General features: G+C 69.5%; 22 protein-coding genes. 10 read left to right on the top strand and 12 right to left on the bottom strand.

The annotated features are described in order from the left end of the window. Positions 1-9 precede the first annotated feature (9 nt). Complete coding sequence (locus tag HOO61_RS04130; protein WP_172257161.1) at positions 10-474, bottom strand: hemerythrin domain-containing protein; 465 nt, start codon at positions 472-474, stop codon at positions 10-12. A gap of 97 nt (positions 475-571) precedes the next feature. Then, positions 572-2,215 carry an ABC-F family ATP-binding cassette domain-containing protein gene (locus tag HOO61_RS04135; protein WP_172257163.1) on the bottom strand — a complete coding sequence of 548 codons (1,644 nt, stop codon included), beginning with the start codon at positions 2,213-2,215 and terminating at the stop codon, positions 572-574. 76 nt (positions 2,216-2,291) lie between these two features. On the opposite strand from HOO61_RS04135, the gene HOO61_RS04140 reads away from it, so the two are divergent. Then, the gene (locus HOO61_RS04140; protein WP_172257165.1) at positions 2,292-3,074 is read left to right on the top strand and encodes a hypothetical protein; all 783 of its coding nucleotides are present in this window, start codon (positions 2,292-2,294) and stop codon (positions 3,072-3,074) included. A 9-nt stretch (positions 3,075-3,083) separates the two neighbouring features. Here HOO61_RS04140 and HOO61_RS04145 read toward each other — a convergent pair whose 3' ends face one another. Next, positions 3,084-4,817, bottom strand: a complete 1,734-nt coding sequence (locus HOO61_RS04145; RefSeq protein WP_172257167.1) for a helicase — start codon at positions 4,815-4,817, stop codon at positions 3,084-3,086. Positions 4,818-4,924: 107 nt separating this feature from the next. Here HOO61_RS04145 and HOO61_RS04150 point away from each other — a divergent pair, with 107 nt between their 5' ends. Next, complete coding sequence (locus HOO61_RS04150) at positions 4,925-5,875, top strand: class II glutamine amidotransferase (protein WP_172257169.1); 951 nt, start codon at positions 4,925-4,927, stop codon at positions 5,873-5,875. A gap of 92 nt (positions 5,876-5,967) precedes the next feature. Then, complete coding sequence (locus HOO61_RS04155) at positions 5,968-6,411, top strand: PA2169 family four-helix-bundle protein (RefSeq protein ID WP_172257171.1); 444 nt, start codon at positions 5,968-5,970, stop codon at positions 6,409-6,411. A gap of 142 nt (positions 6,412-6,553) precedes the next feature. Here HOO61_RS04155 and HOO61_RS04160 read toward each other — a convergent pair whose 3' ends face one another. Then, on the bottom strand, positions 6,554-7,588 hold the full coding sequence (locus HOO61_RS04160) for a M14 family zinc carboxypeptidase (RefSeq protein WP_172257173.1): 1,035 nt from the start codon (positions 7,586-7,588) through the stop codon (positions 6,554-6,556). A 283-nt stretch (positions 7,589-7,871) separates the two neighbouring features. Here HOO61_RS04160 and HOO61_RS04165 point away from each other — a divergent pair, with 283 nt between their 5' ends. Then, the gene (locus tag HOO61_RS04165) at positions 7,872-11,051 is read left to right on the top strand and encodes a glucan 1,4-alpha-glucosidase (protein WP_172257175.1); all 3,180 of its coding nucleotides are present in this window, start codon (positions 7,872-7,874) and stop codon (positions 11,049-11,051) included. A 109-nt stretch (positions 11,052-11,160) separates the two neighbouring features. Here HOO61_RS04165 and HOO61_RS04170 read toward each other — a convergent pair whose 3' ends face one another. Next, positions 11,161-11,709 carry a hypothetical protein gene (locus HOO61_RS04170; protein WP_172257177.1) on the bottom strand — a complete coding sequence of 183 codons (549 nt, stop codon included), beginning with the start codon at positions 11,707-11,709 and terminating at the stop codon, positions 11,161-11,163. A gap of 303 nt (positions 11,710-12,012) precedes the next feature. Here HOO61_RS04170 and HOO61_RS04175 point away from each other — a divergent pair, with 303 nt between their 5' ends. The 3 genes from HOO61_RS04175 to HOO61_RS04185 all read left to right on the top strand — a co-directional run bounded on the left by HOO61_RS04175 (position 12,013) and on the right by HOO61_RS04185 (position 13,532). Continuing rightward, entirely contained in the window at positions 12,013-12,294 is a 282-nt protein-coding gene (locus HOO61_RS04175) for a hypothetical protein (RefSeq protein ID WP_172257179.1), read from the top strand. Positions 12,295-12,541: 247 nt separating this feature from the next. Further along, positions 12,542-12,955: a hypothetical protein gene (locus HOO61_RS04180; RefSeq protein ID WP_172257181.1), complete on the top strand. Its 414-nt coding sequence runs from the start codon at positions 12,542-12,544 to the stop codon at positions 12,953-12,955. Positions 12,956-13,172: 217 nt separating this feature from the next. Continuing rightward, a complete protein-coding gene (locus HOO61_RS04185) occupies positions 13,173-13,532 on the top strand; it encodes a hypothetical protein (protein WP_172257183.1) in 360 nt (119 codons plus the stop codon). 390 nt (positions 13,533-13,922) lie between these two features. Here HOO61_RS04185 and HOO61_RS04190 read toward each other — a convergent pair whose 3' ends face one another. Next, on the bottom strand, positions 13,923-14,204 hold the full coding sequence (locus HOO61_RS04190; protein WP_172257185.1) for a hypothetical protein: 282 nt from the start codon (positions 14,202-14,204) through the stop codon (positions 13,923-13,925). A 131-nt stretch (positions 14,205-14,335) separates the two neighbouring features. Here HOO61_RS04190 and HOO61_RS04195 point away from each other — a divergent pair, with 131 nt between their 5' ends. Beyond that, entirely contained in the window at positions 14,336-15,202 is an 867-nt protein-coding gene (locus HOO61_RS04195; RefSeq protein WP_172257187.1) for a hypothetical protein, read from the top strand. Positions 15,203-15,252: 50 nt separating this feature from the next. Here HOO61_RS04195 and HOO61_RS04200 read toward each other — a convergent pair whose 3' ends face one another. Both HOO61_RS04200 and HOO61_RS04205 read right to left on the bottom strand, forming a co-directional pair. Further along, positions 15,253-16,446, bottom strand: coding sequence for an IS30 family transposase (locus HOO61_RS04200; RefSeq protein WP_253941963.1), 1,194 nt, complete (start codon positions 16,444-16,446; stop codon positions 15,253-15,255). A gap of 111 nt (positions 16,447-16,557) precedes the next feature. After that, the gene (locus HOO61_RS04205) at positions 16,558-17,202 is read right to left on the bottom strand and encodes a hypothetical protein (protein ID WP_172257189.1); all 645 of its coding nucleotides are present in this window, start codon (positions 17,200-17,202) and stop codon (positions 16,558-16,560) included. A gap of 463 nt (positions 17,203-17,665) precedes the next feature. Between HOO61_RS04205 and HOO61_RS04210 the strand changes: the two genes are divergently transcribed. Beyond that, entirely contained in the window at positions 17,666-18,463 is a 798-nt protein-coding gene (locus HOO61_RS04210; RefSeq protein ID WP_172257191.1) for a hypothetical protein, read from the top strand. A 119-nt stretch (positions 18,464-18,582) separates the two neighbouring features. Here HOO61_RS04210 and HOO61_RS04215 read toward each other — a convergent pair whose 3' ends face one another. Then, positions 18,583-18,864, bottom strand: coding sequence for a hypothetical protein (locus HOO61_RS04215; protein ID WP_172257193.1), 282 nt, complete (start codon positions 18,862-18,864; stop codon positions 18,583-18,585). A gap of 87 nt (positions 18,865-18,951) precedes the next feature. Then, on the bottom strand, positions 18,952-19,302 hold the full coding sequence (locus tag HOO61_RS04220) for a hypothetical protein (RefSeq protein WP_172257195.1): 351 nt from the start codon (positions 19,300-19,302) through the stop codon (positions 18,952-18,954). A gap of 375 nt (positions 19,303-19,677) precedes the next feature. On the opposite strand from HOO61_RS04220, the gene HOO61_RS04225 reads away from it, so the two are divergent. Beyond that, a complete protein-coding gene (locus HOO61_RS04225; protein WP_172257197.1) occupies positions 19,678-20,004 on the top strand; it encodes a hypothetical protein in 327 nt (108 codons plus the stop codon). Positions 20,005-20,086: 82 nt separating this feature from the next. Here HOO61_RS04225 and HOO61_RS04230 read toward each other — a convergent pair whose 3' ends face one another. Next, complete coding sequence (locus HOO61_RS04230; protein WP_172257199.1) at positions 20,087-20,308, bottom strand: hypothetical protein; 222 nt, start codon at positions 20,306-20,308, stop codon at positions 20,087-20,089. Further along, positions 20,305-21,663, bottom strand: coding sequence for a cytochrome P450 (locus HOO61_RS04235; protein WP_172257201.1), 1,359 nt, complete (start codon positions 21,661-21,663; stop codon positions 20,305-20,307). Before HOO61_RS04235 ends, HOO61_RS04230 begins: the two co-directional genes overlap by 4 nt. Between the last annotated feature and the right edge of the window lie 29 nt (positions 21,664-21,692).

A 21,692-nucleotide genomic window follows, 5' to 3' on the forward strand; every position in this document is an offset into this window, starting at 1 on the left:
ACGGCCTCGTCAGGTCTCGCCGCCGATGTCGAACTCGTAGGCCTCGAAGACGAGGTCGGCGCCTCGTTGTCGGTGCCGGACCAGCCTCCCCAGGAGCGCCGTACCCAGGTCGCGGACCCGGTCGACGTCGCCCAGGGCGTCCGGTGCGGCGACGCGGGTCAGGAGGCCGTCGAGCTGGCCCCGGATCAGCACGTGCTCGTGGGTGAGGGCGGTGACGGCTCCGGACAGCCGTGGCGAGGTGTCGAGGACCTCGCGGTAGAGACCGTCGGGAGCCTCCGTGATGCCGACGTGCTCCCGGAAGTCGCCGGCGAGCTCCACCGTCGCCACGTGGACGCGTTCGGCCCAGCGTCTCGTGTCGCTGACGGCCGGCGCGGCCAGCGCGGCCTCCAGCGCGCTCATCGACTCGCGCAGCTCCGCGCGGTGTCGCCGCAGCTCCTCGAGGAGGTCTTCGTCTGCTGTCGAGCTGGGTTCCATCGACCCCTCCGTCCCCGGGCCCCGTCCTCCCACCAGTGTCGCCCCCAGAGCGTCGGGGGGCGAGCCCTTCCTGAGTCCGGTCTGGCCCGCCGCGACGTCAGGAGTGGCGTACGACGACCTGGCCGCCGTCGACCTCCCACCGCTGGTGCAGCCGGACGTTCTCGAGCAGCCGCCGGTCGTGCGAGACCAGCAGCAGCGCGCCGTCGTACGACTCCAGGGCCTGCTCGAGCTGCTCGATGGCGGGCAGGTCGAGGTGGTTGGTCGGTTCGTCGAGGACGAGCAGGTTGACGCCGCGCGCCTGGAGGAGCGCCATGGACGCGCGGGTGCGCTCGCCCGGGGAGAGGCGGCCGACCCGGCTGGTGACCTGGTCCGCCTTGAGGCCGAACTTGGCGAGCAGCGTGCGCACCTCGGCCTGCGTCATCTCCGGTACGACGGCCTCGAAGGCGGCGCCCAGCGGCTGGTCCTCGGCCAGGCCGGTGCGAGCCTGGTCGATCACACCGACGGCGACGGACGCGCCGAGCGACGCGGTGCCGGAGTCCGGGGCCGACTGCCCGAGCAGGAGCCGCAGGAGCGTGGTCTTGCCCGCCCCGTTGGGGCCGGTGATGCCGATCCGGTCGCCGGCGTTGACCTGCACGGAGACCGGGCCGAGGGTGAACCCGCCCAGGGTCCGGGTCGCCTCGTTGAGGGTGGCCACGACCTCGCTGGAGCGCGGCGCGGTGCCGACGTCGAACTGCAGGACCCACTCCTTGCGCGGCTCCTCGACCTCCTCGAGCCGCGCGATCCGCGACTCCATCTGGCGGACCTTCTGCGCCTGCTTCTCCGCCGACTCGATGGATCCACGGCGCCGGATCTTGTCGTTGTCGGGGTTCTTGCGGATCGCGTTGCGCACCCCCTTCGAGCTCCACTCGCGCTGGGTGCGCATCCGTGTCACGAGGTCGGCGCGCGTCTCGGCGTACTCCTCGTAGGCCTCCCGGGCGTGGCGCCGGGCGACGGCGCGCTCCTCGAGGAACGCGTCGTACCCGCCGTCGTAGACGGTGACCTGGCCCTGCGCGAGGTCGAGCTCGACGATCCGGGTGACGCAGCGTGCCAGGAACTCGCGGTCGTGCGACACGAGCACGACGCCGCCGCGCAGGCCCTGCACGAACGCCTCCAGCCGCGCGAGCCCGTCGAGGTCGAGGTCGTTGGTCGGCTCGTCGAGCAGTACGACGTCGAAGCGGCTGAGCAGCAGCGCGGCGAGGGCCACGCGCGCGGCCTGGCCGCCGGAGAGCGTGGTCATCAGGGCGTCGGGACCGACGTCGAGCCCCAGGTCGGCCAGCACCGGCGCGATGCGGTCCTCGAGGTCGGGCGCCCCGCTCGCGAGCCACCGGTCGAACGCGACGGCGTACGCCTCGTCCGCCCCCGGCTCGCCCGAGCCCAGCGCGCCAGCGGTCGCCTCCATCGCCGTGGTCGCGTCGGCCGCGCCCGTCCGCCTGGCGAGGTAGTGCGCGACGGTCTCGCCCGGCACCCGCTCGTGCTCCTGCGGCAGCCAGCCGACGAAGGCGTCCCGCGGCGCGCACTCGACGGTGCCGGCCATCGGCTGCGCCACCCCGCCGAGCAGGGACAGCAGCGTCGACTTCCCGGCACCGTTGGCGCCGACGACACCGATCACGTCACCCGGGGCGACCGTGAGGTCCAGCCCCTCGAAGAGGACCCGGTGGCCGTGGCCGCCGGACAGGTCCTTGGCGACGAGGGTGGCGTTCACGCGACGGGAGCCTAGTCACGATCGCGCGGTCCGCCGACGCGTGGTCGTGGCTTCCCGCCGGACGTACAGTTTGGAGATGGACCTGATCCTCATCCTGGTCATCCTGGCGGCGCTGGGCGCCGTCGCGGTCGCGGCGTCGCGCCGCAACAACCAACGCGAGCTGGCCCGGCGCGAGGACGAGCTGGCCCCGGTTAGGAAGCTGGCCTTCGAGGACATCACCGCCTTCGGCGAGGACCTGCAGCAGCTCGACCTGGAGATGGTCGGTCACGAGCTCGACGCCGGTGCCACCGCCGACTACCAGCGAGCGCTCGACGCCTACGAGTCCGCCAAGACCGCCGGCGACTCGATCACCGGGCCCGACGACATCCGGCACGTCACGGGGATCGTCGAGGACGGTCGCTACGCCATCGCCTGCGTCCGCGCCCGCGTGGCCGGCGAGCCGCTGCCGACCCGGCGCCCGCCCTGCTTCTTCGACCCCCGTCACGGCCCCTCGGTGGCCGACGTCCCCTTCGTCCCCCCGGACGGCGTCGAACGGGACGTGCCTGCGTGCGCCCTCGACACCGAGCGCGTCCGCGCCGGTGCCGAGCCGGACGTGCGCAAGGTGATGGTCGGCGCGCAGCGGGTGCCGTACTACCAGGGCGGCCGCGCCTACGAGCCCTACGCGATGGGCTACTTCGGCGCCTTCGGCCCGATGACCTGGATGTTCATGGGCGCCATGATGTTCGGCGACTTCGGCTCCGGGTACGACGGTGGCGGTGACGGCGGGGATTCCGGCGACGGCGGCGGTGACTACGGGGGCGACGGCGGCGGGGACGGCGGCGGCTTCGACATGGGCGGCTTCGACATGGGCGGGTTCTGAACCGTCCGGTCAGGCGCCGTCCTCGGTCAGGCTCGCGATCGGGAGCCAGTCGGCTCCGAGGAGCTGGGCCAGGTCGGTGAGCCCGCTGGTGTCGCCGCCGACAGTGTCGGAGGCGGCGGCGATCCGCTCCACCATCACCTTGCCGACCTGCTCCTCGACGGTGCCCTCGGCATAGGCGATGTGCCACGGCGAGACCTGGTGGTCGCGGTGCGTGCGGCCGGTCACCTGCCGTCCGGCGATGCCCGAGAAGCGGGCCTGGTGGAAGACCCCGACCCGGGGCTCGGTGCTCGCCGAGCGCCCGTCGGCGAGGGTCTCGCCGGCGTGCAGGCTGATCGAGGCGACCGTGGTGAAGACGCAGACCTTCGCCTGCCCGGTCTGGAACCGGAGCCGCTCGGCCTCCGGGTCGAACCGGTCGCGCCCGTAGATCGTGGCGACCTCGATGCCCGAGTCCCGCAGCCGGTCGGCGATCGGGTCGGCCGCGGTCGCGACGAACTCGACCGAGCACGCCACCTGCCGCTCGGCCTCGACCTGCTGGGCGATCCAGGCGACCGTCGAGTCGACGCGGATGAGCCCGGCCTTCTGCCGGAAGCGCAGCAGCGCGGCCCGACCCTGGGCGACGTTGCGCCCGCGCCGGGCGATGTCCATCTCCCGGCAGAACTCGCCCCACTCCGCCTCGTACGCCGCTCGCTCGGCCGGCGTGAGCGCGACGGGCATGCCGGAGATGGGCACCGGCCCCCACGGCGCGGCCCGGTGCAGCATCGCCGGCGGCCGCTCCTCCTCCAGCCAGCCGCGTACGAGCTTGAGGTCCGCTGCGCGTCGTGCGGGGTCAGTGGTCCAGGTCGCGCCGTACCGTCCCCGCTCCACCCCGACGCCGTGGCGCTCGAGCGCGGTGGCGAAGGTGTCCGCAGCCTGTGTGGCCGAGGTCCACTCCTTCATCGACTCGCCCAGGACCTGCGCGTAGGCCGGGGCGAGGTAGGGCAGCTCGAGCGGCGTGTGCCCGGGCGTCGCGGTGGTGGCGATGACGAACGGCGCCCGGTCGTGGGGCTTGCCGTGCCCGGAGATCCGGGCCCAGAGCTTCCACCGCTTCGTCGTCGTACGTCGCAGCGCGTGCGCCTCGTCCGCGATGATCACGTCCCAGGCGTGGTCCTTGACCTTCTCCAGCCGGTCCCACGTGATCACGACCCACTCCAGCCCGCCGTCCCCGAGGGCCGTGATCGTGCGGCACCAGTGGCCGATGGTGATCGCGGCCGGCCGGTCCGCCACGACCAGCACCCGCCGGGCGCCGCGGAGATCGCCGACCGCCGTCGCCCCGAGGACCGCGGAGATCGTCTTGCCCACCCCGGGCTCGTCGGCGAGCAGGAACAGCCGGCCGCCCGCCTCCGCGCGCGCGGCGATCGCATCGGCTGCCTCGTACTGGAGCTGCCGGGGCTCGAGCGTCCCGTCCGGCTCGGGCGCGGGCGTCGGAGAGTCAGGGTTGAGCGTGTTCTCGATGAACCGACCGAGGGTGTGGGGACTCGGCGCGTACGGCGCGAGGTGCGCGGGCAGCGCGCGGCCGACGTACAGGTGCATCTTGACCGCCGGGTGCCAGGTGGCGCCGTCGACCTGCGTGCCGTAGGGGACGTCGAGCACCCACAGCCGCTCGTCCGGCCCGGCGACCGGCAACGGCCGCTGCGCCTTGCCCGCGCTGCGCCGGCGCGGGGACGCGCTGCGTCGACGTACGCCGGATCGGCGGGAGCTGGCCACCGAAGGACGGTAGCCGGGTCTCGCCCGCGGCCGTGCCCGGCTCGCCCGTAGGGTGGCGAGGCTCGTGGACGCCACCGCGACACATCCTCCGTCAGTGAAGGAATCCCATGTGCCGAGTGCTCGCCTACATCGGGCCTGACGTTCCCCTCGAGAGCCTGCTGCTCCGGCCGGCGAACAGCCTGGTCAACCAGGCGCTCGACCCTGAGCTCTACCCGGACCTCCATTTGGCCGGGTGGGGCTTCGCTACCTGGAGCGAGCACCTGCTCAAGCCGGAGGACCCGTTCCTCTACCGCCGGCCCATGGCCGCCTTCTACGACGACAACGCGGAGCACATCATCCCGAGCCTCCAGACGAGCACGATGCTCGGCCACGTCCGAGCCGCCGCCTACGACTCCAAGGCGGTCCTGGCCGACGAGAACTGCCACCCGTTCTCCTTCGACGAGACGCCGTGGATCATCGCCCAGAACGGTTACGTGCCGAACTGGCAGCTGCTGCAGCGAGAGCTGCTGCCGCACTGCAAGGACGCCTACCTGAAGCAGATGCGCGGCACGACCGACACGGAGTTCCTCTACGTGCTGCTTCTGTCCCTGCTCGAGGGCGACAGCGACGAGGACGTGCAGCGTGCGGTCGAGGAGGTGCTGCGGCTCATCGCGAAGGCGATGGAGAACCTCGACCTCCCGGGCCTGACCAAGTTGAAGATGGCCCTGGTGTCGCCGAACCGGATCATCGGGGTCAACGTCGGCCTCGGGCACCAGGGCGAGACCAACCCCGCCGGGGACTGGAAGAAGCTGCGCGAGTCCGGTCCGGGCACGGACGACTTCGCCCTCTCGATGCTCCTGGAGCCGATGCACCTGTTCCTGGGGTGCCACGTCCAGCAGGACGACGACGGCTACGACTTCGAGGCGTGCGGCGAGGGAGAGGCGACGGTCGCAATGTTCGCCTCCGAGGCCCTCACGGAGGACGGCGAGGGCTGGAGCTCCCTCGAGTTCGGCGAGATCGCGTTCCTCGAGAAGAAGGGCGATCACGTCAGCAAGACCGTCAAGAGGTTGGCGGTCTAGGCGCGCCGGTCGCGTCTCGCATCCCCACGGGTGATTCGTGGACGCGACGAGTCCGCAACGGTAGGCACTTCCCAACGCACGAAGGAGCAGAGATGTCTGATGACGCCAAGGCGGCCAAGGAACTGGTCGAGACGCTGAAGGACGGCGAGCGGGGCTTCGCCGAAGCGGCCGACAAGCTCCGCGACGGTGAGCACCCCGAGTGGGCCACGACCCTGCAGCGCTTCTCCGAGCAGCGCGCCGGCTTCTGGCGCGAGATCGTCGACATGGGTCACGCCTACGGCGACGACGTCGACGAGAGCGGCACCGTCGCGGCAGCGGTGCACCGCGGCTGGATCGCGTTGAAGGACGCTCTCACCGGCGACGACGCCGAGGCCGTGCTCAAGGCTGCCCTGACCGGTGAGGACCACGCGGTCTCGGAGTACGAGGACGCCCTGAAGATGGACCTGAGCGCAGGGTTCCGCGAGGTCGTCGTACGCCAGCAGGCTGCTGTGGTCGCCGCCCGCGACGAGGTCAAGGCGCTCCAGAACGCCAGCTAGACGCATCGCCCGGCGTCGCTGCACCTGGCGACGCCGGGTGTGGCGCACTACGGGGCGGCGAAGGCACCTCCTGGTGAACGCGGGCAATGCGGTGCGGCGAGAGCTCTCGCCGCACCGCATTGTCCGACTGCCGTTGCCCGGTTCACTCCCCGCAGGGGCCCTGGGTCGCGAACGGGATATCGGCGTAGCCCGAGACGTCGTACGACCCGAGTGAGCCGTTGGCGGCAGCGGACAGCACAGCCATGGTGGGGACCGTGAAGAGCCGCTCGAGCTGGCCGTTGCTCTTCTGGCCCACGGACCGGACCTCGTAGAAGATCGCGCCCTTGGTCGGCGTCTGGGCGACCGGCTGCTCGCCGGCAGGCGCGGTCCCACCCATCAGCATCCGGCTCAGCGCCGCGTTCGTGATGTCGATGAGCGGGTAGTGCGCGACGTTGGCGATCCCGAAGCGGTCGAGGGCGTCGACGCTCACCATCGCCATCTGCCGGTTGGTCAGCCACTGCTCAGCCGTCATGCGGGACGGGTCGATGGACCTGGCACCGATCTGGAACTGGTTGAGGTCGTTCGTGCCGTTGACGACCGGCGCCTCGCCCATGTGGTGCAGGTCGAGCGCGAGCTCGGGGGCGGTTTCACGCCACAGTCGCCAGAACGCCACCGACTCCGGCTGCGCGAAGTTCTCCCAGTCGCGGTTGAGGTCGATCCGGGTGGGCGTCGTGCTCTGGCGGATGTTCGCCTCTGCGCCGTCCGGGTTGTACATCGGGATCACGATCACCGTGAGGCGTTCACGGATCAGCCGGGCGCGCGGGTCGCCGCTGGCCAGATGATCGAGGATCTGCAGTACGGCCTCGGTGCTGTGCAGCTCGTTGCCGTGGATGCGGGCATGCAACCAGAACGTGGTCGGCCCGTCTCCCACCGTCGCGTAGAGCAGGTCGCGGCCCTCACCGGAGGTGCCGGCGGACGCAACGCTCACCCGACCCTGGCTGGTGCGCTCGATCCGGTCCAGCTCCCGCACGACGTCGCGGTAGCCCGCAACGCTCGAGAGGCTGACGTTCTGGTCCGGCTGGATGCATGGCCCGCCGGGGTTGTGCGGCGGGTCCGCAGTGGCTGAAGTGACGGCCCCCAGACCGGCCCCCAGGCTGGCGACCAGCCCTACCGCGGCTGCGACAAGTGACTTCCTCACGTGACGACCTCCTTCGAGACAGCCGGAACCGAGGCACCGGCCACGTCCGGCTTCCCTCCCCGAGAGGTCGGTCCAGGACGCCGTGATCGACCTTAGGCCCGAGGTCTTCCGGTGGCAACGGATGTCCCTGCGGGAGGCGGGGACTTGGTCTCGTCGCCCAGCTGATCGTCTTCACGCCGAGAGGCGCTACCCCTGAGGGCGAGGTGGGTGGGATCGGCGGCGCGTAGCGTTGAGGGCCCACCTGCGGTTTCGCATCTGGCCCTCTCGGTCGCCAGGAGATCTCATGCACGTCGTCCCTGCACGCTCACTGGCCGCGGCGGCTGCTGCCGCCGGGCTCCTTGTCCCGCTGCTCGCGTTGCCCGGCCCGGCGGTCGCCGCCGACGAGGCACCGGGTGCGCCGGGGGCTGACGCCACCTGGCGCAGCGGCGACAAGGACGGGGTCGGCACCTCGCTCAGCCGCACCTCCAAGGTCTGGTACACGCTGGCCGACGGCACGCTGAGTGAGACCTACTACCCGGCTGCCGACACCCCCAACGTGCGCGACCTGCAGTTCGCGGTCTCCGACGGGACGAACAGCCAGCTGGAGACGGACGACTCGGTCGTGCGGACCGCCGAGCTCGCTGACCCGACATCCCTGACCTACCGGCAGACCTCCACCGACAAGGCGGGACGCTGGCGGCTCACCAAGACGTACGTCACCGACCCTCAGCGATCGACGCTCATGATCAGCGTCGACTTCGAGGCCCTGGAGGCCGGGCCCTACGAGCTCTTCACCCTCTACGACCCGTCGCTGGCCGGCACCTCGACCCACGACAGCGGCTCCACTGCCGGTGGCGCGCTGGTCGCCACCGACACACATCTCGCCGACCGGCCCATCGCCAGCGCGCTGGTCGCCTCTACCGGCTTCACCGCCACCTCCACGGGCTACGTCGGCACCAGCGACGGGTGGGCCGACCTGGCCGACGGCCGGCTCGACACGACGTACGCCACGGCCGGGCCCGGCAACATCGCGCAGACCGGCCAGGTCCCGGTTTCCGGCGCGAAGACCTCGTTCACGCTCGCCGTCGGGTTCGGCGCCGACGCGGCGGAGGCGACCGCGACGGCTAGGTCGAGCCTCGACAGGGGGTACGCGGCGACAGCATCGGCGTACCAGCGTGAGTGGAGCGGTTACCTCGACAGCCTGAAGAAGGCCCCGAAGAATCTCCGGGACGAACTGCGCACGCAGTACGACGTCTCGGTGATGACCGTGAAGGCCCACGAGGACAAGACCTACCCGGGTGCTTTCATCGCCTCGCTGACCCTGCCGTGGGGGCAGGCCGTCAACGCGGACGGTGCCGGCGGCGGTGGCGCGGGTTATCACTTCGTGTGGGCCCGCGACCTCTACCACCAGGTCACCAGCCTGCTCGCGGCTGGCGACACAGCCGCCGCGAACCGAGCGGTCACGTGGCTCTTCACCCGGCAGCAGCTGCCCGACGGGCGCTTCCCCCAGAACTCCCACGTCGACGGCAGCCCCGACCAGAACAACGTCCAGCTCGACGAGACGGCCTTCCCGATCGTCCTCGCCTGGCAGGTCGGTCGCACCGGTGGGGCGTTCTACCGCGACCACATCAAGAAGGCGGCCGACTTCCTGGTCGCCTCGGGGCCGCGGACGCCGCAGGAGCGCTGGGAGACCGAGGACGGCTACTCGCCGTCGACGATGGCCTCGCAGATCGCCGGCCTGACGGCGGCGGCCGACATCGCCCGTAGGAACGGCGACGACGCCTCGGCCGCGGTCTACCAGGGCACGGCTGACGACTGGCAGCGCAAGACCGAGAAGTGGATGTACACCACGACCGGCCCCGTGGGCGACGGGAAGTACTACATCCGCATCGAGGGCGACGGCGACCCGGACGACGGCGACTCGCGCGAGTACTCCGACGCGGCCGGCGTGCACGAGGAGCGCGCCGTCCTCGACGCCGGCTTCCTCGAGCTGGTCCGGCTCGGGGTCAAGGCTCCCGACGACCCCTACGTCGTCGGGTCCATCGCCGAGACCGACCGCTCGCTGGCCACCGACACCCCGAGCGGCCGGATGTGGCACCGCTACACCTACGACGGCTACGGCGAGCGCGCCGACGGGTCCCCGTGGACCCTCGCGACCGGTGGCATCGGCCGGCTCTGGCCGCTGCTGTCCGGCGAGCGTGGCGAGTACGAGCTGGCCAACGGGCGCAACGCCCTCGCCCACCTGCGCACCATGCACCGCTCGGCCAACGCCGGCTACATGATCCCCGAGCAGGCGTGGGACCGTCCCGAGCCAACGTCGTACGGGCACGAGCTCGGCAAGGGCACCGGCTCAGCCGGCCCGCTCGCGTGGGCGATGGCGCAGTACGTCCGCCTCGCCCGCGGCATCGCCAACGGCGGCCCGGTCGAGACGCCGAAGGTGACGTCTCGCCGCTATGTGTCGGGTCGTCGCCTGACTCCGCCCGCGCTGACGGTCACGTCACCGGAGCCCGGCGTGCAGCTCGCGGACGGCGACTCGATCCGCCTCACCGGGAGCACCGACGGCCGTGCGGTCTACGTCGGGGTCAACGGGCAGAACCGTCGCCTCGCTCTCGAGCGTGGACGGCGGGGCACGTCGACCTTCGACGTCGTCATCGAGGTCCCGGACCTACGGAACCAGCTGGTCGTCGTCGCGGAGGGCAAGCGTGGTGCCACCAGCACGGTCACCCGCACCGTGCTGTCGTACGGCAATCGCATCGGCTCGCTCGCAGATCCCGCCGGCGACGACGACGGGCCGGGCACGTACGTGTATCCCGCCAACGCGGTCTACAAGCCCGGCACCTTCGACCTGACCGGCACCGACGTCTACGACCGCGGTGACCAGGTCGCCGTCGTGACGGGCATCGCCGGCGCGATCGAGAACCCCTTCGGCGGAGACCAGATCTCCCACCAGCGGATCAACGTCTACCTCGGCTCGGGCAGCGGCGCGGCCGTTCCCGCGCTGCCGGGCACGAACCTCAACACAGCGAGCCCGTGGTCCCGCGTCGTGGTGACCGACGGTCGCTTCTCCAGCGCCGGCGTCTTCGGCGGCGACGGCGCCAGGGTCGGTGACGTGTCGCTGGTGGCGATCCCGGAGACCCACCAGGTCGTCACCCTGGTCGACAAGGCCGACCTCGGCGGCCTCGACCTGTCGACGGCGAGCTACGGCGTTGCGATGTTCGGCAACGCCGAGGCCGGTGAGGGCATCGGCTTCGTCCGTCCGGTCTACGACTACGACTACTGGAACAGCAACGCCCTCGGCTTCGTCCGCGATTGGCGCTTCGGCGGGGGTGCGGGGGAGATCGACTTCAATCTGCCCAGCAAGGACACCGACATCCGGGATCCAAATGCCATCGACATCACCGTCGGTGTCGGTCAGACGCAGGAACAGGTGATGGATTGGCAGAGCGCATCACCTGTCGCCCTGCCGATGATCCCGCTGCAGTGATCGTTTGGCAGCTGTCGTTGTCAGCCGACATCGAGGCTGCGTCCCGATAGCGGCGGAATGCAGCGTCGTCGGCGAGGTGCGGGGGCCGCGGTCCCGCTTGCTCAGGGACTCAGGGGAGCTTCGACGCTAATTCGACGGGTGAGTCTCGAGCAGCCGGCGCACGATCCGCTCGATCAGTGCGTAGTCGACCTGCGGGTACGGAATCGGGTGAGATGTCGCCGTCGGGCGCCTCGGTCACCTCGACGTCGGCGTACGGTCCCCTCTGCGGCTCGACCGGGACCAGCATCTCGATCGGCTCAGCACCGGAGATGTCGAGCGTGAGCTCCACGAACAGGCCCTCGGGGAGGTCCTCGGCGGACACGGCTATGGCCGGTTCGCGGGCGAGCTCGACCGGCTCGTCGGGCGGCAGCGGGACGCTGTCGCCGATCACGCTGGCGCGGATCTGCCCACGCTCACCGTCGACCTGGGCGCCGACGAGGGCGTGCTGGGCCTCGGTGGTGTTGATGAGCGTTCCGACCACGCGTCCGTTTCCGTCGCCGTCGACGACGAGGGCGAAGCCCAGCGCGTCGGTGTCGTCGGTCCTCGCGTTGGTGCCGATCGACGCCTGGTAGGGCTCGTCGTCGTCCGATCCGTCCAGAGAGCAGCCAGCCAGGAGCACTGGCCCGAGAACGCCTACCGCCAGAGCCGCACACAGTCGTGAAGTTCGCATGCTCCACCCCTATCAACCCGGCGGTGACCGACGCGCTCGTTGACGGTGACGACCGGGAGCCGGTCCAGGGACCGCAGACGACAGTACGGCGGCTCCGGAGCGTGGCAGCGAGCGTCAAGGGTCACAGCCGCATAACCATCGTGTGACGCTTGGTCACGGCCGCAGCGTGACCCCGGTTGTGAGGACGTCGCTACTTCCGCAAGGTGGAGGAGAAGCAACCCAAGGAGTCAACCCGAAGGAGTCGAGTCACCCATGCTCACGCTCACCGAAGAGGCCCACCAGGCCGTCGCTGCGATCTCCCGTCCCAGCGTCTCCTCCCACCTCCCCGGTCTGCGGATCTGCCGTCGGTCTGACCGCCCGACGTTCGCCGTCCGGCGCGCGGCGCGCCCTGAGGAGACCGACCAGATCGTCGAGCACGACGGCGCCCGCGTGTTTCTGGCGCCCATCGCGGCGCTGAAGTTCCGTGACAGCGTCCTCGACGTCCGCCGCGACGGCCACGGCCGCCTGCAATTCGTCGTGCGAGACGCCGCCTGAGAAGCGGCCGTACGACCGCGCGCAGCCCGCCAGCCCCGCCGATCGTGGATGGGTGCCCACGGCGGCTCGTCGCGCCCCACCCGTACCGCGCCGCCGCAGCCTCGCGCGGCGCCTGTCCCTGGAAGAGGTGCAAGACGTGCCGCGCACGAGAACGCACGACGGACGACCGATCGACCACCGTCACGCGGGTTGTCGGCCCGCTTCACCGCGCCAGTGGCTCCTGCAGGGGCACCCACAGTGGCGGGCCGTGCTGGTGGCGGCGGTGGGCGTGGTCCTCGCCGGATTCTTGTCGTCGTGCGGTCAGGAGAACCCGAGCGGTGCCGCGCCGTTGAGCGAACGTGCCGAGAACGACGTCCCCCTCAACCCTCCGACGCTGCGGTTCCACGTGTCCGCGGACGGCCAGGTGGATGCCTCACCCGATCTCAAGGCCGAGGCCGGCGAAGTCGCCGCTGTGGTGCTCGAGAACGAGAGCGAGACTGCCTACGAGCTGCGCCTGCTCGACCCCGAGGGAGACCAGGTCTACGCAGTGGAAGCGCCGGCCGGTGGGCGTGGAGATGGTCGCGCGATGCCCCGCGACGTGGGACCCCATGTGGTCGAGGTCTTCCCGGTCGGCGAACCGGGAGTTGGCGAGGAGTTCCCAGTTGACGTGTCGGAGAACTGAAGCCGCGCGGCACGCGAGCGGCGGCCCCGCCCTCTGGATGTTCCATCGGAGGTGAAGTTTGCTGAGTCTGAGACGAGCGCTCGTGTGCGCCGGACTCCTGCTGGGGCTGCTCACGTCCGGGTGCTCTGCAGGGGCCTCCCGCGACGCTGAGTCGTACCAGCCGTCGATCGGCAGCAACGCCCGCACCCAACAGGTCGACGCCTTCGGTTTCGCGATCGTGGTCGACGGCGAGGGGAACGGACGCGTGGTCGGCACGCTGCTGAACACCGAGCAACAACCACACGCCGTGACCAGCGCCATCGTCAAGAGCGACGGCACACCCGTCACAACCGCCGTGCTCGTCGATGTCATCCGGCTGCCGCCGCACGAACCGGTCCACCTCGCCGACGAACCCCCCGTAGCCGTGACCGCGGACGACCTGACCGTTGGGTCGTTCGTCGAGCTGACCCTGGACGTCACTGACGGTGAACTGGTCCAGATGCTGGTCCCGGTTGAGGCACGCAAGGGCCCCTACGCCAACGTCGACGTGATCGCGGTCTCCGACGGCATCGCGCACCGACCTCAAGAGATCGTGTGAGACCGATGCTCCGTGCGCGGCGACGGGCGAGCGGCCCACCACCTCGGTACCAGGGCCCCACCCCGAAGCGCCCCAACTACCACCCCTTTCGAACCGCACTGCCGCAGCCGTGCAGAGCGGCGCCGTTGCATGACACCCTCGCGGATGCGACGGGGCACCCGGGGCACGGACGCGGCGCGTCCTCTTCATCGCCGCCCTCGTCGGCCGACAATCGCATCCGGGGCCAGCCCTCCGCTGTGGGTTCGTCGGTAGCAACGCCCTCGACATCACCTTGCTGCCCAGCTGGTGGCGCGTCCCACGTCGACCTTGCGCCCGAGGGGACTGCTGCACGAACGGGTGACAGTTTGGATGTGCAGCTGCGCCTACAGCCGGCGGAATGACGCATGCGCGTCACCGCTCCCTAAAGGCTCCGCGCTCCCACCAGTCGATCGCCGGGTCCTCCCGTATGTACCGTGCGGCCACCTCGACGTTGCCTAGGTTGCAGTACTTCCAGAGCTCTTTCGCCGCTCGGGAGTACTGGAACAGCACGTGGTCCATATCGAATGGGTCGAGATCACCGTCGCGGAAATGATCGATCGCGTCGGCGACGTGCGCGACGAGTTCGGCGAGCTCTGCCTCGTGGTAGTCGGCCACTTGTTGGCGTGCTTGTTGGCGCGCTGCCTTCTCGGACACCTACTCAGGCTAGTGCGGCTGTCCTTCGAGAGCCTCGCCCTCGTCGCGGCAGATGAGTGCGTTCCCCGGCTGGGACGGGAACGTGGCTGGAATGCAATGCGGTTGTCGCCGGGTCCGGCACGATGAGACGTGTGAGTCCTGACTTCGCCTTTCGAGAGCTGCCCCATGGCGGCACCGAGTTCGAGCTGCTCGGGCCGTGGTCGCCAGAGGCTGCGGCGGCATTCCGCGAGTCGGGAGCTGACCGCTTGGTCGCCAACTACGCGCGCGGATTCGTGGCTCGCGATCTGCGGTTCCTTGTCGGTCTCCCGATCCGCGCGCTCGAAGTTCTCGCTCGCACCATCGACGACCTCGGACCGGTCCACGAGCTTGGCGACACACTGGAGTCGTTGGCGATGACGACAGGATCAGGCACAAAGATCGACCTCAGTCGCCTTCGCCTGCTCAAGGACCTCTCATGCGACTGGCGCCAGGTCGCCGACAGCATTGCGAAGACCGATGCTCTCGAAAGGGTCTCGTTGCTGGCGTACGACTGCCAGGACCTGGAGCGCCTCGCCCATCTGAGCCACCTACGCGCCCTGCGGATGAAGGACAGGCCCGCGCTGCGCACTCTCGAAGGAGTTCAGCGACTCTCGTGGCTCGACACACTGGAGATCTACATGGCCCCGCTGCACGACGGCACCGCCCTGGCAGAGGCGAGGTCTCCAGTGCTTCGTGCGCTGGCTCTGAGCGGCTGCACGCAGGTCACCGAGCTCGATGCGGTGGCGGCATGTGAGGCATTGGAGGAGCTCGACGTCAGCGAATGCGGCGCGATGTCTAGCCTGTCTCCGATCGCCGGCCTGGATCGGCTCCACCGGCTGCACCTGTACGGATCGACCAGGGTCGTGGACGGCGACCTGACGCCGCTGCTCGGACTGCATCGGCTGCGTGACCTGCGCATGGCGAGCCGCCGCAACTACGCACCGAGCCTGGCCGAGGTGAAGCGCCAACTCGGGCTGTAAGCCTGAGCTCTCCAGCACGCGACCCAGAGAGTTTCGCCGCGGTCGTGGCATCACGTTGCCCAAGTCCTGCGCGCGCTCAACGCGGCAGATCCGGGCGAGCGTAACCGCCCCCAACGCGGTGCGGGCTCAGGCGGTCGACGCAACACCTCTGCTAGTGCCTGTGATGGTGTCTTGAAGCCGAGGGTCTGTCGAGGGCGTTCGTTGAGCTCTTGGGCGATGGCGTCGAAGTCGGCCTGGGTCAGCGTGCGGAAGTCGACTCTGCGAGGCAGGTACTGGCGCAGTAGGCCGTTGGTGTTCTCGTTGCTGCCGCGCTGCCAAGGTGACTTGGGATCGCAGAAGTAGACCTCGATGCCAGTGGCGGTGGTGAACTGTTGATGGGCGGCCATCTCAGTTCCCTGGTCCCAGGTCAGGGAGCGGACCAGTTGGGCCGGCAGGGTGGTCACTGCTGCGGCGAGTGCGTCGGCGACTGCGTCGGCCCGATGGCCGCCCGGCAACGCGACCAGCATCAGGAACCGGGTGGAGCGTTCGACCAGAGTGGCCACTGGGCTCATGCCCTTGCCAAAGACCAGGTCGCCTTCCCAGTGTCCGGGCACTGCGCGGTCCTCGGCCTCAGCGGGGCGCTCACTGATGTGCAGGATCCCCGGCCGACCACCTCGACCGTCGGGGAGACGCACCCCGTGGACGCGTCGGATCACCCGACCCGTGCGCAGGTAGGCGGTCAGCTCCTTGCGCAGCGCACCGCGCGACTGCACGAACAGCGTGCGGTAGATGCTCTCGTGCGACACGTGCATCTCCGGGTCGTGGGGATAGGTGAGCTTGAGCCAACCGGCGATCTGCTGCGGTGACCACCGTCGCCCGAGCTTTTCAGCCACGATGCCAGCCAGCACCGGGTTGGCGGCCAGCTTGCAGGCTTTGGGTCGGGTTGCTCTGGCCCAGGCGTGCTGGTCCGCGGTCGCGGCCCGGTAGCAACGGCGACCACCGTTGCTCGCGACCTCACGGCTGATCGTCGAGGGCGAGCGACCCAGTCCGGCCGCGATCGCCCGTAACGACCGGTCGGCGGCCAGGCCGCGAGAGATCTCCTCGCGTTCCTCGAAGCTCAACCGGCCTGCCGCCCGGCGTCGGGGGAACAGGTCTGATCCCGTCGCAACGCAGCAGATAGGTCCGCACCGTGCTGGTCGACAGTCCCAGCGACCGTGCCGTCGGCTTGACTGCGTGCCCGGCACGCATCCGCGACCAGATCTCATCAATGTCTGCTGGCGACAACCTCTGGTAGTTCTGACGCGCCATCGCGACCTCCTCGAGTCAAGGAAGTGTTGCGATGACTTATTGAGAGCACCGGCAGATCCGGTCGTTCTTCAGTCGCGCTCGGCGAACCAGTCCGAAGGCGTGACGGCACGAGCCGCGGGCTTGTCGACCACCTTCACCACCGGTACCCAGACCAGGTCCGGTACGTCCTCTGCGAACCACGAGAACGCCTTGATCTGTGACGCATCGCGGATGCGGACAGCATCATCGGCCTCTATCGACACCGCCCGCAAGAGGCACAACTCCTCCAACGCGGGGGCGTCGAGCGCGGGAGCGATACTTCCGACGCCCTTGAGGGAACCGAGTTCCAGCCTCGCGAGAGATCGAAGTCGAGCCAGGCTGGGAAGTGCCGTGACCTTCGGGAGCCCGTAGAGGCTGAGCAGCTCCAGGGTCACGAGCTCTCCGACTGCCGAAACATCCGACAGTCCCCTGACCTGGTTGACCTGGAGGTATCGAAGTCGTTCGCAGCCGATGACGAAGTCCGCAGACGCTCCGGACCCTCCCCTGACGTCTAACCAGTCGAGGTTCGGCAAGGTCCCGAGGAAGCCTTCTGGCAGGTCGACGGCCCACAACGTGAGCCTTCGCACGGGTGCGAGCCAGTCGAGGTCGGCGGGCTCGATCACGGCGTGGTCTATCCAGACCTCAGCCGTACCTCGCCCTCGCGCGACGTCACGCGCCCGCCCCTTCTTCGCCATGCCGGCAAGTATGGAAGACCAATTTCCCGGCCGACCGCTCATCGGCATGTGCAGATCCCATGGAGCTAGGGCTGTCCTGAGCGAGAGGTAACGTACCCGGGCCCTCAACGCCATGAACTACAGGCTTCGGTATGCCTTGGGTGAGGATGACGACACGGCTGAGTAACCATCCTCGAACGCCCCGGATCTGCCTCGTTGGGGGCGGCTACGCTCGCCCGGATCTGCCGCGTCCCGGGCATCCGCTCATGCCGATGAGAGGGCGACGACGACGGCTATCCGGTCAGTACGACGTGGGATCTGAGTTCGCAATCCCGAGCACTACGGGAATCTCGGATGACGTCATGCGGCGGCCGGTGGGATGCTGACCTCATGCTCGTGATGGCTGAGCCATCGCTCGCCTGCTCCCTGTCGGCACTTCAAGGAGGCAGAGATGACGTTATAGGTCAGTCGTGACGTTCTGGCGTTGACCCTCCCGGCGGTCCTCGTCCTGGGCGCGTGCAGCGACGACTCCACGGCTCCGGACCCGTCGTCGGCGGCGTCGACGTCGCCCAGCGAGACGCCCAGCGCAGCCCTATCGGACAGCGAGACGCCCAACGCAACCCCGTCGCCACCGCCTTGTCCCAACCCGGAGGGTGGGTCCTGCCTGGGCCCACTACGGCCGGGAAAGCTATACACGACAGTCGAGTTCAGCCCGGCGATCACGTACGAGGTGCCGCACGAGGGTTGGAGGAACTATGAGGACCTCTACGGCAACTTCCTTCTCGTGCCCCCCAGCAACGACCTAGAGGGCGTGGACGCTGGTACGTCGGACTACATCGGCGCCTACCGCGGGGTGCTGCCCAGCACGTTGACCAGTCCCCGCTGTGGTGCGGACTGGCCCCTCGGCGTCGAGGCCGGGCCGACGCCAGCGGAGATGGTGCGCTACTACCGGACGCAGAAGAATCTCGCCGTGTCGAACGTTCATGAAGCCGAGGTCGGTGGTCGGTCAGGTGTCGTGCTCGATCTGCAAGCCGCGCCGGGGGTGCCGCTCGACCACTGCAGGGAAGGCGGCACCAAGGTGGAGGTCAACCAGGTGATCAGCGGGATCGAAGGATCCAGCTTCGACCACGGTGTCGTCAACGACATGACCATGCGCCTGTACCTGCTGCGAGACCACAAGCGAGTGATGGGTATCGAGATAACCGACATCCACGCTGCTCCGGGAACCGTCGATACCATGACCAGCGTCGTAGAGTCTCTGCGGTTCGCCGCTGAGAACTAGCTGCCGCCTTCTGGCCAAATCGGATACCTCAGTTGCAGGCGTCACCATCCGGCCTTTGCGCAGCGGACCCTGCCGCAGACAGCGTGCGCTGCGGCCATCCGGACATGCCGCAATCCGCACTACTCAACTTCCCAGCCACGGGCCTTCGCGTCGGCAAGCAGATCGTCGCGGATGTGCACCAAATCGGCCGCGAGCCGACTCAGCGTTCGATCGTCGACACCACCCCACTGGGGCCAGGCGTCCCACAGGCGGCGCCCGAGTGGCTGATCGTCTTGAAGTAGGCGATCGCCGCCGAACTTGCGGATGTCCTTGATCAGAGAGTCGGCGGGCTCACCGAACGCCGGACGGTTCCACGTGAAGATGTCGGTGTACCAGTGATCGGTGGGGCCGCCCATGTTCATGGCGGCGAGTCTCCCAGCCGAACGCACTCATCTGCCGCGATGCGCGCGAGCTCATCGCGGCATGCGCGGATCATCACGGCGTGCCTGTCAATCTCCCTGAGCCCAGGCGGCGTGTGGCAAGGACAGGTACACCCCAACTTGGTTCGTTCCGCTGGCTTCGACCACCGTGTCACGGAGTCGGTCACACCGCTCCTGACGCGTCTCGGCCCGAGTGGCGAACCACTTGGAACGCACTTCGACGACGATGTCGAGCCCACCGAAGTCGTGAGGGCCCCGTGGGCGGAAGCGGACCTCCACGTCACCCGGCCGCAGTCTGCCGTCGTACGGCTCTTCCGGGCACTCGACCGCGAGTGAAACGGCGTGCGGGAGCGTCTCAGCGAGGATCCGCAACTGCGCCGTCGCTATCAGAGGGTCGTGGGTGACCTCGACAATGGGCATGAGCTGACGCTAGTTCCTCACGAAGACAAGTGCGTGCCCTCGTCGGCCGCTTCGCGCACCATCAGCGGCAGATCCGGATGTCCTCTCTACGGTCTCGGGTGCATGCGACAGTGAGGTGTGGCGCATGAACATCCCCCGCTCGACTTTCCGCTCTTTGGGTTGCAGTCGACTTGGCATGGCCCGCGGTGGCTCGATTTCGTTGAGGGCCAGGCCGGTGATCCCGTTGTCGGGGCCTGGCTCGGGCACGGTGACGACAACCGACGTCCCCGTCTGGGCAGTTGGGCGCTGGTCGCGACCTTCTCAAGGCAGCACGTGGAAGCGGGGTGGTTGGGGCCTGATGAGACGTTCGAGCACTACCTCGTGCGTAGGACCGCCATGCTCGGTATGGACAACGGTCCGTTGCTCGACCATCTGCACTCTTCGCCAAACGAATGGGAGACGTGGGATGCCGCCACCCTCACTGTCGGCACCCAGACTCTCTCTGCGCGCGCGTTGGAACGTGCCGGTGCCCGTGCGGTCCTCAGCCTCGATCTGCCGGGGTTAGGCCTCATCGTTCATTCCCGTGGCCTCGGAGATTCAGATCTGTCTCTCAGCGAGGTCTCCGACTATCGCGGCTACCACTTCGACCCCGCCGTCCCGCTCGCCTACCCCGCGGTGCTCACCCGCTCGATCGAGGCGGCCCTTGGCACTGCCCCAGACTGAGTTTCCCGTGCCGGACCTCGCGCCCGGCAACGACGGCCCGGGCATCCTCATCTCGGCAGATCCGGATGTTCGACACACGCCGTCAGGCGGCGAACCGCCCTACGTCGGCGGTGCTGGAATAGATGATCGTGTTGCCGAGGCGCGGCAGCCCGGCGCCGTACGTCGACAACTGCCCGCCACTCGACCGGGACGTGGCTGCCTGCGCCCTCGACGTCCAGCGCGTCCGTGCGGGGCGTCGACCGTTCGCCCCGTACGACGAGCCCACACCGATCACGTGCATCCCGTGGTCGGGTCCGGTGCTCACGAGCGGACGGTCACCACCGCTGGGATCGGCCCGCCAGCCGTCATCGTGAAGGGCACGGCCAGTGGGAAGTGTGGCTCGAGCGACTCGACTCGTACTGCCCGGACGAGGGTGGCCAGGCCGAGGGTCGCCTCGAGCATCGCGAAGTGGTCGCCGATGCAGGAGCGCGGCCCCGCACCGAAGGGCAGGTACTGCCAGCGGTCGCGGCCGCGGGAGGCCTCGGGGAGGAAACGGTCGGGGTCGAACCGTTGCGGGTCGGGCCACAGCGTGGGGTCGGTGTGCAGCGCCATGATGCCGACGACCACGTTGGTCCCGGCTGGCACCCGCCACCCGTCGACGACGACGTCGCGCATGGCCATCCGGGCTACGACGGCGGCCGGCGGGCACAGTCGCAACGACTCGTGGACGACGCGAGTGGTGAGCTCGAGGGTGGGGACGTCGTCGGCGTCGAGCGGACGCCGTCCCAGTGTGGCGGCCTCGGCGGCGACGCGGTCCTGCAGCGACTGGTCCCGGCCGAGCGCCCAGAGGCTGTAGCACAGGGTGGTGGCGGTGGTGTCATGCCCGGCGATGAGAAACGCGGAGAGCTCGCCCCGGATGTCCTCCGCGGTGAGCGGCCGGCCGGTCTCGGGATCCCGTACGTCGAGCAGGAGGCGGATGAGCTCAGCAGGGTGATCGGGGTCTCGTCGACACTCGTCGACCGCCTCGTCGATCACGGCGAAGAAGCGCTCCCGCGCCCGGGCGAAGCGACGGTTGCCGGGTGTGGGCCACTTCGCCGGGACCCGTACCGGCGCGATCCCGCGATCGGTGAAGTACTCCAACAGTGTGGCGAAGTCGCCTGCCATGGCCTGCGCCCGCGGGCCGAGGTCCTGCCCGAGGACGGACCGGCCGAGCACCTGCAGCGTCAGCCGTCGGGTGAACGGATCGAGCGCGACCCGCCCGGCCTCGACGGCCCGCTCGGCGGCCAGCTGCGCCTCGGTGGACATGTGGACGGCGAAGTCCCGCACGTGCTTCCTCGTGAACAGGGGCTGGATCGCGCGCCGTCGCGGCGTCCAGGACTCGTGCGGGAGGTTGAAGAGGTTCAGACCGACGTGCTTGGTCTCCTCGTGGACCTGCACGCCCTTGTCCAGTGCCCCGTCGAAGCCGGCCAGCACGTCGTGGGCGCCGGCGGGCGATGTGACGAGGACGAACTGGGGAGCCACCCGCCGCGGCCCGATCGGCACGCGTACGACAGGGCCGCCGTGGTCGCGCAGGACTCCGGCGCCGGTGTGGAAGTTGCGCAGGGCGTCGAGCCGCTTCCCCAGGCCGAGGCCGACCACCTTCGGCGGAAGCGGGGCCGTGACAGCACCTGCCGATGCCATCTCCTCATCGTCGCACCGGCGGCACCGGG

It is taken from the genome of Nocardioides sp. zg-1230, assembly GCF_013155335.1.
GTDB lineage: Bacteria > Actinomycetota > Actinomycetes > Propionibacteriales > Nocardioidaceae > Nocardioides.

Excerpts from the sequence above, each read along its gene's own strand:
- HOO61_RS04130 (WP_172257161.1), bottom strand. The coding sequence starts at position 474 with ATGGAACCCAGCTCGACAGCAGACGAAGACCTCCTCGAGGAGCTGCGG.
- HOO61_RS04140 (WP_172257165.1), top strand. The coding sequence starts at position 2,292 with ATGGACCTGATCCTCATCCTGGTCATCCTGGCGGCGCTGGGCGCCGTC.
- HOO61_RS04150 (WP_172257169.1), top strand. The coding sequence starts at position 4,925 with ATGTGCCGAGTGCTCGCCTACATCGGGCCTGACGTTCCCCTCGAGAGC.
- HOO61_RS04155 (WP_172257171.1), top strand. The coding sequence starts at position 5,968 with ATGTCTGATGACGCCAAGGCGGCCAAGGAACTGGTCGAGACGCTGAAG.
- HOO61_RS04165 (WP_172257175.1), top strand. The coding sequence starts at position 7,872 with ATGCACGTCGTCCCTGCACGCTCACTGGCCGCGGCGGCTGCTGCCGCC.
- HOO61_RS04175 (WP_172257179.1), top strand. The coding sequence starts at position 12,013 with ATGCTCACGCTCACCGAAGAGGCCCACCAGGCCGTCGCTGCGATCTCC.
- HOO61_RS04200 (WP_253941963.1), bottom strand. The coding sequence starts at position 16,446 with ATGAGATCTGGTCGCGGATGCGTGCCGGGCACGCAGTCAAGCCGACGG.
- HOO61_RS04205 (WP_172257189.1), bottom strand. The coding sequence starts at position 17,202 with ATGGCGAAGAAGGGGCGGGCGCGTGACGTCGCGCGAGGGCGAGGTACG.
- HOO61_RS04215 (WP_172257193.1), bottom strand. The coding sequence starts at position 18,864 with ATGAACATGGGCGGCCCCACCGATCACTGGTACACCGACATCTTCACG.
- HOO61_RS04220 (WP_172257195.1), bottom strand. The coding sequence starts at position 19,302 with ATGCCCATTGTCGAGGTCACCCACGACCCTCTGATAGCGACGGCGCAG.
- HOO61_RS04225 (WP_172257197.1), top strand. The coding sequence starts at position 19,678 with ATGCTCGGTATGGACAACGGTCCGTTGCTCGACCATCTGCACTCTTCG.
- HOO61_RS04235 (WP_172257201.1), bottom strand. The coding sequence starts at position 21,663 with ATGGCATCGGCAGGTGCTGTCACGGCCCCGCTTCCGCCGAAGGTGGTC.